The 13,044-nt window shown below is 41.2% G+C and carries 11 protein-coding genes and 2 tRNA genes; 6 read left to right on the top strand and 7 right to left on the bottom strand.

The features are described 5' to 3' along the window. Nucleotides 1-77: 77 nt before the first annotated feature. From LDO37_RS08720 to LDO37_RS08710, 3 genes are all read right to left on the bottom strand, one after another. The gene (locus LDO37_RS08720; RefSeq protein WP_126606704.1) at nt 78-446 is read right to left on the bottom strand and encodes a hypothetical protein; all 369 of its coding nucleotides are present in this window, start codon (nt 444-446) and stop codon (nt 78-80) included. Between the two features lie 212 nt (nt 447-658). Then, nucleotides 659-735: transfer RNA gene (locus LDO37_RS08715), tRNA-Val, on the bottom strand. 53 nt (nt 736-788) lie between these two features. Beyond that, nucleotides 789-865: transfer RNA gene (locus tag LDO37_RS08710), tRNA-Val, on the bottom strand. A 322-nt stretch (nt 866-1,187) separates the two neighbouring features. Between LDO37_RS08710 and LDO37_RS08705 the strand changes: the two genes are divergently transcribed. The 4 genes from LDO37_RS08705 to LDO37_RS08690 all read left to right on the top strand — a co-directional run bounded on the left by LDO37_RS08705 (nt 1,188) and on the right by LDO37_RS08690 (nt 5,728). Further along, entirely contained in the window at nt 1,188-3,521 is a 2,334-nt protein-coding gene (locus LDO37_RS08705; protein WP_126606705.1) for a GGDEF domain-containing phosphodiesterase, read from the top strand. After that, on the top strand, nt 3,508-4,086 hold the full coding sequence (locus tag LDO37_RS08700; RefSeq protein WP_126606706.1) for a hypothetical protein: 579 nt from the start codon (nt 3,508-3,510) through the stop codon (nt 4,084-4,086). The genes LDO37_RS08705 and LDO37_RS08700 overlap by 14 nt, the downstream gene beginning before the upstream one ends. 54 nt (nt 4,087-4,140) lie before the next feature. Next, nucleotides 4,141-5,252, top strand: a protein-coding gene (locus tag LDO37_RS08695; RefSeq protein ID WP_224055501.1) for an IS3 family transposase whose coding sequence is annotated in 2 segments (ribosomal slippage) — nt 4,141-4,393 and nt 4,393-5,252 — 1,113 coding nt in all. Because the reading frame shifts where the segments join, the coding sequence is not laid out codon by codon here. Between the two features lie 29 nt (nt 5,253-5,281). Further along, nucleotides 5,282-5,728 carry a GGDEF domain-containing protein gene (locus LDO37_RS08690; protein ID WP_126606084.1) on the top strand — a complete coding sequence of 149 codons (447 nt, stop codon included), beginning with the start codon at nt 5,282-5,284 and terminating at the stop codon, nt 5,726-5,728. Between the two features lie 102 nt (nt 5,729-5,830). Here the strand turns inward: LDO37_RS08690 and hppD are convergent, their stop codons facing one another. Further along, the gene (hppD, locus tag LDO37_RS08685; protein ID WP_126606085.1) at nt 5,831-6,904 is read right to left on the bottom strand and encodes a 4-hydroxyphenylpyruvate dioxygenase; all 1,074 of its coding nucleotides are present in this window, start codon (nt 6,902-6,904) and stop codon (nt 5,831-5,833) included. 238 nt (nt 6,905-7,142) lie between these two features. Beyond that, on the bottom strand, nt 7,143-7,811 hold the full coding sequence (locus tag LDO37_RS08680; RefSeq protein WP_126606086.1) for an SH3 domain-containing protein: 669 nt from the start codon (nt 7,809-7,811) through the stop codon (nt 7,143-7,145). 231 nt (nt 7,812-8,042) lie between these two features. On the opposite strand from LDO37_RS08680, the gene LDO37_RS08675 reads away from it, so the two are divergent. Next, nucleotides 8,043-9,149, top strand: a complete 1,107-nt coding sequence (locus LDO37_RS08675; protein ID WP_126606087.1) for a M20/M25/M40 family metallo-hydrolase — start codon at nt 8,043-8,045, stop codon at nt 9,147-9,149. 127 nt (nt 9,150-9,276) lie between these two features. Here the strand turns inward: LDO37_RS08675 and LDO37_RS08670 are convergent, their stop codons facing one another. Both LDO37_RS08670 and LDO37_RS08665 read right to left on the bottom strand, forming a co-directional pair. Further along, nucleotides 9,277-9,648, bottom strand: a complete 372-nt coding sequence (locus LDO37_RS08670) for an ATP-binding protein (RefSeq protein WP_224055415.1) — start codon at nt 9,646-9,648, stop codon at nt 9,277-9,279. 166 nt (nt 9,649-9,814) lie between these two features. Then, nucleotides 9,815-11,791: a GGDEF domain-containing protein gene (locus LDO37_RS08665; protein ID WP_126606089.1), complete on the bottom strand. Its 1,977-nt coding sequence runs from the start codon at nt 11,789-11,791 to the stop codon at nt 9,815-9,817. Nucleotides 11,792-12,172: 381 nt separating this feature from the next. Here LDO37_RS08665 and LDO37_RS08660 point away from each other — a divergent pair, with 381 nt between their 5' ends. Further along, nucleotides 12,173-13,003 (top strand): DUF481 domain-containing protein, encoded by an 831-nt coding sequence (locus tag LDO37_RS08660; protein ID WP_126606090.1) that lies wholly within the window; start codon nt 12,173-12,175, stop codon nt 13,001-13,003. The last annotated feature ends 41 nt before the right edge of the window (nt 13,004-13,044 follow it).

Genomic DNA, 13,044 nt, shown 5'->3' with positions numbered 1-13,044 from the left:
AAAATCAAAAGCCAACCAACTTTCGTTGGCTTTTGGTTGTCTGAATGACCCTTTCAATCTTATTCCCCTTGGCTAACTTAAGTTCCAAGCAATGCCAGCACACTAATCGCAAGAAATACAATCCAAGATAAATGACGCCCTTTTGAACCAAACAATGCAATCAAAAAGTGGATAAAGAACGTCAGCGCAATAATTTGCCCAATCACTTCTTTCGAGAATGTCGACTGAACTGTTACCAGCAAAATAGCTGCAAACCCTAACCACGCTATCGACGTAACGTGCCATGCAAAGCGAAGCGTTTTTTTAGTAAATTCATCGCTCCCCAATACTTTAGGAAGATCGTCTCGCCTAAAAAGACGAATTAAGATGTATCGCTCCCCTAGATATGAATGCGCAATGGCAACCATAACCAGCAAAAAAGCCCCAAGATAAATAAGTATCTCCATCGAAACCTCTACTTACTCTATTCGTGCCAAATCAACCTTTCGTTACTGTACGTTAGCACCATCAGTGTAAATTCAGATTAATAATTTCAATACAGCTGATGCTCACAGTCATTCTGGTGTGGTTATTCGTAAGTAAAGCAGAGAAAAGCGAAAGAGATAAACATATTACAGACACAAAAAAGCCCGCTTTAAAAGCAGGCTTTTTGTTAATTTGGTGGGTCCGGGCGAACTCGAATCGCCGACCCCCGCCATGTCAAGGCGGTACTCTAACCAACTGAGCTACGGACCCAAATTTAATCTTTCACAAAAACGGTTTTGAAACCTTAATTATGAAGCAAGGAATGGTGCGTCCGAGTGAACTCGAATCACCGACCCCCGCCATGTCAAGGCGGTACTCTAACCAACTGAGCTACGGACGCATTCCCTTGGAACGAGGAGGATATTACCCATTGCAGCTCAGGGGTGCAAGTGGAAATTTTAGGTTTTTGAACTGGTTGGCGTCTTTGTCATCAGGTTGGTTACAAAATGATCCAGCCAGCGCGCCAATTCGGCATTTGACCCGTACATAATGGAGTGCATTCCAGATTGGGTTATCAATGAAAAAGAGTCAATTAAAATGTAAAGTTTAGCATGTTGCTACCAAACTGACCAAAACAAGCTGTTTGTATAACAGGCTTTTCCAATTGAGCGACTGTTCTCTCTATAATCCTGCCGCGACGTTGTTTTTCAGGATGTAAAGTGATGCCTACTCTTTTGATCTCGTTATTTTTTACAATATGTACGCTATCTGTATTTTCTCAATTTAACCTTGAACATCAGAATGTTGTGCATAAGAAGGCTGGATTTGGAAGTTTAGCAACTGAGCAAGCATTTCCAAGTACCCATGACCGATGGGAACGAAAAGGTCAATGTACGCCTAGCAGTGTTGAAAGTTGTTGGTTTCGTCTAGATATTTTGAAGTACGAGCAAGATCTTTATTCTATATACCTTGTAAACAAAACACTTTCTCAAGGCACCATTTATTATTTATCTAAAAATACAATGGTTGAGCAGCATGAGTTCGACAATATGCGTTCAATCAGTTTGGATAAGCACTTTGTTTATGACCAAATATATCTAAAAGCGCCTGAAGGTCAGTTCAGCATTTTCAACGCGCTGATGATTAAAAACGATAACTTGTTTGATCAATTGATAGCCAGAGACACTTTCGTTGTTGCCCTTATGACGGCATTTGCCGTTCTCTGCCTTTTTTACGCACGATTTAAATGGTATGAAAGCAAGTTGTCGTCGGTTGCTTGCCTTATCTATATGATGGCATTCACCACCTTTTGCTTTTATGGTTTTGGCTTTTTGCCGTTAAGCCATATCAATGAGATTGGGATCTCGAACAGTCATTGGCTTTACAACGACTTACTCTACTCCTGCTACATCATTTCAATTTTTTCATTTCATTTAACCATTTATTGCAAAGAAACAGGAAAAATTGGCGTAAAGCATGCCACGGTTATTGGCTCCGTTATCGCAACACAGATTGCGGTACTGAACATTTTCCAAGCGAGTGAACTCAATTTGTTCATTAACATGTTGGCTGGTGTTTTAGTTTTCTACCATCTGATTTCACACAAAGATACGCGCTACAAACCCTTCATTATTAGTATGTACGCTGTTTGCTTTAGCATTTCACTTCTGATCGCAATCGCAACCTATCGTAATACCGACGTTACGAATTATTTGTTTCTCATTCAGACAATGTATTACCTGTTTCATGTCCTGATAATCGTGCTTTGTATATACGAGTTGGCTGATATGCGTGTTGTTAACTTCAATGATTATTCAGCACGTAAAGGGGGTAAAAACATAGATCCTCTAACTGGTCTAATGGATGCAAAAATTCTTGAAAGTAAGGGACACCTACCCTCAAGAAAATTCATATACTTTATCGGCATAAAAAACATCGACACAATCAACCGTCGTCAAGGACGAGCGTTTGGTAATCATGTTTTAATCAAGTTATCACGTGAGCTAAAGCAGATCGCGTTAATGAATGCGGGGAATTTATATAGAGTAAAGTCTTCAAGCTTTCTACTGATAACAGACACTTCATCATCTAAAAAACTTATACGCCTGTTTAACGATAATCTAAATTGCCCGATAGAAACAAAGGTGGACATTTGTTTTGGGCGTTATGAGGCAAAACCCGCTGATTCTTATAAAGACTGCTTATTCAAAGTACAATTTTGTTGTAAAAATGCATGTGATTCCAATGTGCTATATAAAGATTGGAACGAAGAAGATCATTTTATGATCTACTGTTTACCTGAACGGAAAAAAGACGCAATAGCCCTTATCCAATCACCTAGCCTTAAATGTTACGCGCAACACATCTTCCCAATAAAAGAACATAGCAATAGACAAAAATACGAAACCTTGTGTCGACTTCACTACGGCACCCACTGTCCACGCGTTGTACCTGCACCCCAATTGTTGAAGGTGGTGCGTTTTCACGGCATTGAATCGGTTTTAGATACAGCGATGCTAATGAAAGCGGCTGACGTTCTCACTCAATTTAAAGAGATCGAATTGTCCGTCAACATCACGCCTAGCTCTCTTCTGAAAACCGATATCCTTACATACTTATACTCCCTACCCCATGACGTGCGAACAAGGTTGTGCTTAGAGCTGACGGAGCAAGCATTCTATTCCATGGATGACGACTTCTCTTCAGCGTTACAAAACCTCAGAAAAACAGGGGTAAAGATAGCGTTGGATGATTTCGGTTCGGGGTTTTCCAGCTACGCCACGCTTTCAAAAGAGGTTTTTGATTTCATTAAGATTGATGGCTCATTAGTCCAAAACGTTGAGCAGTCTAAGTTTAAACAAAAAATGATCCAATCCATTGTTGAATTGGCCGAGCTTAACGGTTCTCAAATTGTGGCTGAATTTATCGAAACGGAGACAGAGCGTTCCATTCTAAAACGATTGGGGGTGCAGTTCGGACAGGGATACCTGATTCATAAGCCTCAGCCTATTGAATTTGCGTTAGAAAACGGAGAATACGCCGATGAGTCAGCATAAAGACATCGAAAACTTTCGTGAACGAGTTTTCATTCGGTTATCGATGGTTTTAGGATTGCTTTGCATCCCGTTAGCCATTCTAAATTACGTTTTGAAAGATTACGCTCTCGCCACGTTTCAGGCGACATACAGCATGATCGCTCTTATTACGCGATTTACGTTCGACGTCTCACCAAACAAAAAGAACATCATTCGCGCCCATACACTCATGTTTAGTGTCGTGATTCTCTATGCGGTTGTCACAAAACCGGTAGAAGAAGGTGTTTTTCAATGGTCCATATGTTTACCGCCTATCTACTATTTCCTTCTAGGTAAAAAAGAAGGCAGTTTCAGCTCTATTTTCTACTTAGTGTTAGCGATTGCTGCGTCGTTATTTTATTGGGACAACACACTAAGTATTACCATGGTTAACTTTGTTTTTGCTTATGCCCTTGCGACATCCATTTGTTTTACCTACGAATGCAAACGAAACACTCACCAAGTCCATTGGGAAAAACTGGCTCACTTTGACTTTTTAACGGGCGCGTTAAACCGTCGAGCGTTGTGTAATCATCCCCTAAACTAGGGACATTTAGAATTAGAGTTCTTCGGTTTAAACTAAACCAAATGGAGAACACTGATGAAAAAATCACGCTATACAGAAACGCAAATCGTCAAGATTCTGAAAGAAGTTGAGGCTGGCAGGTTGGTCAAAGAGGTCTGCCGAGAGTATGGCATATCAGATGCCACTTACTACAACTGGAAGTCCAAGTACGGCGGCATGGAAGCCTCAGACGTGAAGCGACTGAAGGAGCTTGAGGATGAAAACCGACGCCTGAAGCAAATGTTTGCTGAACTGAGCCTCGACCATAAAATCCTTAAGGATATCGTCGAAAAAAAGCTGTAAAGCCCACGATTCGGCGAGAGTGGGTGGATTACGTCAATAATTGTCACTGTGTGAGTCTGCGTAGGGCTTGTCGTTTAGTCGGCATCAGTGACTCGGTCTATCGGTATCGACCAGATAAGCACCGAGATACCCCTGTGATTGCCGCCTTGCAAGAAGCCGTTGAACGTTATCCTGCATATGGTTTTGGCATGTTATTCAAAGTGCTTAAGCGATGGGGGTATCGCTGGAACCACAAACGAGTGCATCGACTCTACTGCGAACTGAAGTTGAATAAGCGCCGTCGTGGAAAGAAGCGGCTACCAACAAGAGAGCCTGCCCCTCTCTGTGTGCCAGAAACGTTCAATCAATGTTGGTCAATGGATTTCATGAGCGATTCACTGATGTGTGGTAGACGCTTCAGGACGTTCAATGTTATCGATGACTTTAACCGTGAAGTGCTGGCCATTGAAATTGACTTGAATCTTCCCGCTCAAAGAGTTGTTCGCGTGTTGGAACGCATCGTCGCCTGGCGAGGTTATCCGAGTCAGTTACGTATGGATAACGGTCCAGAGTTTATCTCAACGGCTTTAGCTGAATGGGCGGAACAACATGACATACAACTCGAATTCATACAGCCAGGCAAGCCCACACAAAACTCGTTTGTTGAAAGGTTCAACCGGACCTATCGAGATGAAATACTCAACATGTATGTGTTCAGAACGTTAAAAGAGGTACGTGAGCTAACAGAAAACTGGGTTCGAGAATACAACGATGAACGTCCCCACAGCTCGCTGGGTGACCTGACCCCTTGGGAATATCTTGCTAAGTTGAAATTGCCGGAAGACTCTAATTTAGGGTGTCACTAAAAAAGGGATGTTTACAGTTGGATTGCTACATGATAGGCAATGAGAACACCAATACCCAGGCTCCCGCAATTGTTTGCTTTGATATCGATAATTTCAAACACATTAATGATAATTTTGGGCATGATGGAGGCGATAAAGTTTTGATTGATATCACTAAACGCCTACAACGGTTTTGCGGTACGGACTCGGTATACCGTATAGGTGGTGAAGAATTCGTGATTACGCTTTCACATGAGCTGGTTGATTATTCTGGCTCAGTGAAAACTGCGATCGAATCCATAATGCGTTGCATTTCTGTTAACCCGATTTTGCATAACCATGAGCATATATACACAACCGTGAGCGGCGGTGTCGTCACGTCACAAACTTATGATGCGCTAATGTGGGCAGAGCTGGATGAAAATCTTTATCTGGCGAAAAACGAAGGAAAGAGTCGTATTTATAAAGATAAGTCACTTTTCTGTCATTTTAAGTGAAGACAAAAAAAGCTGCCTATTGAGGCAGCTTTGACGTAGTGCAATGTGACTATTGCTTTTGCTCTCTTAATTGTTGAGAGCTAGAATATATTTTTAATAGAATTAGGCATTTTGAAGAACACCACGTCTGATTTGATCTTCTTCTATTGATTCAAACAGCGCTTTAAAGTTACCTTCTCCAAACCCTTCATTACCTTTACGTTGAATGATTTCGAAGAACACTGGGCCAATAACGGTTTGTGTGAATATTTGTAGGAGGATGCCATCTTTCAAAGGAGCACCATCAATAAGAACTTGCAGTTCTTTAAGGCGATTCACGTCTTCTCCATGCCCTTCTACGCGTTGATCAATTTTTTCATAATACGTATCAGGCGTAGGCATGAAATCCATACCGCGATCACGAAGAGTCTTCACGGTTTCGTAAATATCGTCTGTCGTCAGAGCAATATGCTGAATCCCCTCGCCGTTGTACTCTTTTAGAAACTCTTCGATTTGCGACTTGTCATCAGAGGATTCATTGATTGGAATACGAATTTTGCCACAAGGCGCAGTCATTGCACGGCTAACAAGCCCGGTTAGCTTACCTTCAATGTCAAAATAACGGATCTCTCTAAAATTTCCGATGCGCTCATAAAAACCAGACCAAACATCCATATTGCCTTGATGTACATTATGGGTCAGATGATCGATAACGTTGAGCCCGACGTCTTTCACTTTTAAGCGCTCATCTGCATCTTCATAAAAGGTAAAATCAACATCATAAATTTCATTTGTGCCATAACGGTCTACAAAATATAAGATGCTTTCTCCAATACCATAAATACCTGGGATGCTTAGTTCCATTGGTCCGATTTCAGTTACATATTTTTCACCGCCATTTTCTAGAGCGTGAGTAAGTGCTTTCGCCGCATCCTGAACTCTAAAGGCCATACCACAAACCGATGGTCCATGCTCTTCCGCAAACTTTTCAGCTTGACTGTTAGGCTGGCCATTTACGATAAAGTTGATGTCACCTTGGCGATATAACCATGCTTCTTTGGAGCGATGTTTCGCTATTTCCGCAAAACCAAGTGAAGAAAACAAAGATTTTAAATCGTTAATGCCTTTTTCATTTGCTGCTGTGTATTCAACAAATTCAAATCCGTCGGTGCCAAGTGGGTTGTATGAAGTATTCACTGCCCTTTTCCTCCATGAGCTGAGTATTCGCTGAATCGCGAAGTTATTAACAACATGGATGAAAAAGCACTAATTGAAAATAGATGTTAACAAAATGATAATTTCATTAAATAAAATCGCAGATGTATAACAATATTTACACTTAAAGGAGACGGGCTAGATTTAGCTTAAAAACAAACAAATAGAATACATTTTAGGTCGTAAATTAAAGTGGTCACGCCCTAAATCCTCGTTACATCTAGTTAACATTCAACAGTTCACCATTTTCTGCATCTAGATAAATTTTGTGCTCTCTTTCTATTCCACCGCAATAGGTGTAATACACATCACGTGGGCGATAATCTACCGACTTTAGCCATCCACCAATCTCTTTGAAATCGGTATTCGTGCATATTCCATCGTTTATGAGAAGTTGCGATACTGAAAGAAACAAATCTCGGTGATTCAAAAAATTGTCGGACCCTTTAATCGCAATTTCCAAGCGACCAGAGCGAACTTCCGCTAGATTTTCTGGGACAGAGGAAGAGAGAAATTGTTCAGAAACCCATTGAGCGAATTCACCATCACCATACTTATGATATTCAGAAATTCGAGCCCAACCTTGATTCGACTCTAACACCTCCACTTTATCGCCTATGTCCAGAACACGAGAGATCGACGCGTTTGTGCCTGGTTCCCGTCTAACATTTAAGCTACTCGACGAAACGTAATATTCACCAAGTTCGATTGTGGCCAGGTTCTCTTTGTTTTCAAGATCCATAATGGCGCCATTGGGATCGGGTTCTTTATCAACCATTGTTGTTTCTGTGTTTGCTGCCATCATGGCTTGAGGCATCATGACAAAATAGTAGTATGCCCCACCACCACCTAGGCCTAGTAAAACCAATAACAACAACAGTTTTTTCATTTTTTTATCCTTTCACTACTTCTTTAAAGAATAGCAGCGTTTGTTTGATATTTACTATCGAGACCAACTTTGATCTAAGGCATCCTTATAATAATGAGATTTAATGTAATGTTCTGATTTAAACGTGACTTTGGAAGGCGAACGGTTATTTTGTGAAAAAACCGAAAGAAGACACGCTTGTAATACCAAATCACTCATCCAATTCCACTCTTATCCATATACAGAGGTCTCATGCCACAAGTGAACCAACAAAGACTTGTCGAACATTTCATGTCATTAGTCAAAATCGATAGCGAATCTAGAAACGAAAAAGAAATGGCTGAAACAATTTCTGAACAACTCGGTCAATTGGGATTTGAAGTTAGAAAACAACCCGTTACCGAAGATATCTCTAACGGATTTAATGTGTATGGAAAATTAAAGGGAACACTCGATGGCAGTGTTCTTGTGAGTTCGCATTTAGATACTGTTACTCCTGGTAATGGAATTGTGCCTATCGAAGAGAATGGCATTATTCGAAGCGCGGGAGACACTATCTTAGGTGGGGATGATAAATCTGGAATCGCAGCATTATTTGAAGCGGTTCGAACACTTCAAGAAAATGACCTCCCCCATCAAACTATCGAAGTCGCTTTTACTGTTCACGAAGAAGGTGGACTTCATGGTTCAAGACAGTTCGAACTTGATTGTGTCGAGTCTGAGTATGCCATTGTATTGGATTCTGGTGGTCCCATTGGCACCATCATTACAACGGCACCTGGTCAGCAAAATTTAAAAGTAACCATTAAAGGAAAACCTGCACATGCTGGGCTAGCACCAGAAGAAGGGATTAATGCAATGGTGGTTGCTTCAGAAGCCATAGCCAACATGACATTATCTCGTATTGATTTTGAAACGACAGCAAACATCGGCGTGGTTTCTGGAGGTCAAGCAACCAACATTGTGATGCCTGAGATCTACATCGAGGCTGAAGCAAGATCACTCGATGATGTAAAGCTCACCACGCAAGTTAAGCACATGGAAGATACCTTTAAACAAGCGGCAGAAAAGCATGGTGCTTCAGTAAACATTGAGTCTACCCGCGCTTATAACGCATACAAAATAAGCGACAATGATGAACATGTCTCTTCTATTAAGGCGAGCTTTGAATTAGTTGGGATTACAGCAGCAACAAAATCTACTGGTGGTGGCAGCGATGCAAACATTTTTAACAGTAGAGGTTTAAAAACCGTAAACCTGTCGACTGGTATGGCAAAAGTTCACACTACTGAAGAATTTATTAAGGTCGAAGACATGGTTGATATCACGCGCTTTCTGGTAAAACACCTTTCGTCGTAATATTTTGATTTTTAGGTAATATATACCGCATTAAGCGACACATACTCTACAACGGTACTTTACAGTGCCGTTGTCTTATATAGACGTGCGATTACTTGAAGTATGCGTTTGACCTTAACGAATACTGTTAATCCTGCCATTTGAATTTCATTTTTTTAATGGTGCTTTTGGGCACATCATGTATTGAGGTGAAGTTTCCGGTACAGACAACCACTTCGACATCCACATTGAAATAAGTAGCCATTTCCAAGTACGGAGCCATTTCCCAGTGCTCCACAAACGTATTAGAAACAACAACGTCCTGCCCATTTTTTAGCAATTGTTCAGTTTGACCTTGGCACCACCTGTGGGCTTGATGGAGTTTGTGGGGGTTAAATTGATAAGTGCCGTGCTTATTTACAAAATACATATCCGCTTCGACATGGTGGATAGATAAAGATTTTGCGTAAGTTGATTTCCCAGAACCAGGTAAACCACGAACTAAAACTAATCGAGGCACAGAAATCCTAAAACACGTTAAGAGTTGATAATGATATCTCTGTAAGATCAGAAGCAGAGAACAAATTTCATTTGAGGATTTTACTGCTCAAAATAGGAATCCTCAATAGGCAACAAAGGGATCTCAATGATTGAGCTAAGAAACCTTACGTCGTTTTAACAGCGTGTTATTGTGAGTACACGCGGTCACGACCCGACATCTTTCCTTTATAGAGTAAATCATCGGCACGAAGCATGAGCGTATCTATAGAGTCTCTGTTTTCAATAGCTTCAACTAAACCGATGGTAATCGTAATTGAGGTTTCATCCCCTTCATGGTGAATCACGGTGGTACTTACTTTTTTCCTAATATCCTCCGCCAGTTGGACAGCGCCAATGATATTGGTATCAGGTAAGATGACACTGAATTCTTCTCCCCCTACTCGAGCGAGTACATCATTGTGACGAAGTCGGCTTTTAATAATGGATACAATTTGTCTTAGCACTTCATCCCCAAACAAATGACCGAAATTGTCATTCACTTCCTTGAATTCATCAAAATCGATCATCATCAGGCAAAATGAACGCCCACTCCGACAAAACCGCTCAAACTCCGCATCTAGCCTCTCAATGTAAAAGCGACGGTTATAAGCTCCGGTTAATGGGTCAGTTATGGCTTGTTCGCGAAGCTGAAGCTCTAGGATTTTCTGTTCGGTAATATCACGGATGGTCCCAATTAACGTATTGGTTCCTATTTGAAAATCGGCCATTTCATGAACCCAAATGAAGGTTCCACTGGAGTGTTTGATCATGTGCTGAACATTGTACTTACCGCTTATCTGAGCGGCCTTTTCACTCTCATTGACACGACGCTGATGTTCTTCTGCGATCAAACTTTTGAAAAAAGAAAGGCTTGGGTGCACTTGACCTCGTTCATAACCGAGAATGGTGTAAACCATGTCCGACCAATAAACGTCACCCGTATCTAAGTTGCATTCCCAATGCCCTAACCTACCAATTTGATGCGCGGTTTTAAGCCTGTGTTGGCTACTTTGTAATTGGATCTCAAGTTCTTTCTGCGACGTGATATCAGAAAGGGATCCAATATAACCCTTTGTTTTAAGTACTGGGCTTTTGAACTTTCTAATGGAATCCAATAGCCAAATGTCATGCCCATCTTTGTGCCGAAATCGATACTGACGTTTGAGAATCTCCCCTCTATTCGATTTTTGCCATCCAACAAAAAGGTCACTTTCTGTTTTGCACACACTTAAAGGGAGTTGTTTTCCCCAAAACCCTTTTGAATTCACGATTTCAGATTTTTTATACCCAGTCATTTCTTCTACGTCTTTGGATATAAATTCAATGTTCTTTAACGGGTCGTCTTGGCATCGATAAATAACATTGGGGCTGACGTCTATCATGGCGTCAAGTTCGGTGTTCATAGAGGCTAGATTTTGGGTCATCGTTTTACTCGTCGTGATATCAATATGCGTACCAACCACCCATTCTGGATCTCCATGTTCATTACGCGTCATTAACTTTCCGAAATCTCTAACCCAGATCTCTCGACCATTTTTGTGGGTCATACGAACTTCACATTCATAATAAGGAAGTTCACCGGAAAAGTGACGCATAAGGACTTTCTCGGATTTAACTAAGTCATCTTCATTGCAATGCGCTATCCACGTATCAATACTGATGGGCATTAATTCTTCTAATTCATACCCAATAATCTGTGCCCATCTTTCGTTAAAGATGACCTCTCCAGTTTGTACGTTCCACTCCCATGTTCCAGCTCGAGAACCCTCAAGCATGGTTCGAAACTTAAATACGTCAGACGATTCCTGATAGTTGGACTGATCACCTATTTGAGCAAACCTTACCTGCCACAAGGTGTTTTTCCCTACTTGAATAACGTCAATTCTACCTTCGCTTGTCCCTTCTGGACTTTCAACCATGACTCGTCCATCCTGAAGAAAGCTCTCTACTGGTAGGTGAGTTGGGTGAATGTCTTGGCCAGATAGAAGCCATGTAATTTTAAGTTTGGAATCGGCAATGGTTCCTGGAGTTGGGCTTAACAGCCCACTTCGCTCCAATTGCTCATTTTTCCCTAAGATGTTCAGCTCGCTGTCGAAAATAACGGCGTATTCACTGTACGGCATGCCCTACCTCGCGAAGGTATTTTGTTTTGCATCTATACCCAAGTAACCTACCCTGTTATACCAAACATTTAACAAAAGATTTGTTGGGATTGCTTTGTGTCCGCACGTTCTTGTCCTCAAATTGAAACAGAATATGAGGCTATAAGTCCTGTATCTTGCGGTCGCTTTGGGTATAAATGTAGACCGTTTGTGAAGTATTCCCATTAAACTCATGGACCTAACTCAGATTTATTCCAAAACAGAGAAGCTAAACACAATTTCCAATTAAAGGCCGAAATATATTTACAAATTTCATGAATAAAATCGGGCGTGCAATATTGTTTATGCAGCTCATTGCTGTTATTTCTATGTTATTTTGATTTAACCAAGGAATGGATACCTGTGAACGCAAACAAAAAATGGCTAGCAACTGGGTTAAGTGTATTGTTCTGTTCGACTGCACAAGCAGGGAATGTGAGTGTGACTGCTGGCGGTTTTTACTCTAGCGCAGATACTTCGATGGGGGCCTACTCCCCCAATCTGCGCAAAAGTTTTGACCTCGACTTTGAGTCGGACTTGCGCCTTAAAGAGCGTGAAATGCTTCCTTACCTTCAAATTGAATATGCATTTAACTCAAAACACAGTGTTTATTTAGATTGGAGAAGCCTCCATCGAAACTCATCCGTTTCCGCCGCTCGCTCTTTTGCTGTTTCAATAGACGACAAATTGTATGAAGCAGAGGTTGGCGCAACGGTTCAATCTACTCTGAATATCGATCTGGCGCGGCTTGGTTATTCGTATTCTTTCTATGAAAGCGATAAATGGGACCTGGATGTAACGGCAGGCATCCATATTATGCAACTACAAATCGGTATTGGTGGAGAACTATACCTACAAGGTGGAAATACCAATAATGTGCTTGGTCTCGGCAATTATGCTTTTACTGATGTAACGGCACCTTTACCCGATATTGGGCTAGAGGCAGAGTATTCAATAAATGACGATTGGAAAGCGATTTCACACGCTCAGTTTTTCTACATTGAATTCGATGGCATTAAAGGGCTTTTGGTTGATGCCAATTTAGGGCTTCAATACAGTTTCAGTGATAGCTGGCATGCCGCTGCTACTTATAGCTACTATGAAGTGAATGTCGATTATGGTGCGGATTTGGCTGATTTAAATGTCAACTTTCAGTTTTACGGACCGATGCTCACATTGGAATATCAATTCTAGCGAATACAATGAAAAACCCAGGCGCTTTTGCCTGGGTTATT

Origin of the sequence: Vibrio penaeicida, from assembly GCF_019977755.1 — a bacterium.
Classification (GTDB): Bacteria; Pseudomonadota; Gammaproteobacteria; order Enterobacterales; family Vibrionaceae; genus Vibrio; species Vibrio penaeicida.
The sequence above is the reverse complement of the archived record's forward strand: the minus strand, read 5'-3'. Positions and strand labels throughout refer to the sequence as shown.

What these genes read in the sequence shown, in the direction of transcription:
- LDO37_RS08720 (WP_126606704.1), bottom strand. Translation starts at nt 446, where the DNA reads ATGGAGATACTTATTTATCTTGGGGCTTTTTTGCTGGTTATGGTTGCC.
- LDO37_RS08705 (WP_126606705.1), top strand. Translation starts at nt 1,188, where the DNA reads ATGCCTACTCTTTTGATCTCGTTATTTTTTACAATATGTACGCTATCT.
- LDO37_RS08700 (WP_126606706.1), top strand. Translation starts at nt 3,508, where the DNA reads ATGAGTCAGCATAAAGACATCGAAAACTTTCGTGAACGAGTTTTCATT.
- LDO37_RS08690 (WP_126606084.1), top strand. Translation starts at nt 5,282, where the DNA reads ATGATAGGCAATGAGAACACCAATACCCAGGCTCCCGCAATTGTTTGC.
- LDO37_RS08680 (WP_126606086.1), bottom strand. Translation starts at nt 7,811, where the DNA reads ATGAAAAAACTGTTGTTGTTATTGGTTTTACTAGGCCTAGGTGGTGGT.
- LDO37_RS08675 (WP_126606087.1), top strand. Translation starts at nt 8,043, where the DNA reads ATGCCACAAGTGAACCAACAAAGACTTGTCGAACATTTCATGTCATTA.
- LDO37_RS08665 (WP_126606089.1), bottom strand. Translation starts at nt 11,791, where the DNA reads ATGCCGTACAGTGAATACGCCGTTATTTTCGACAGCGAGCTGAACATC.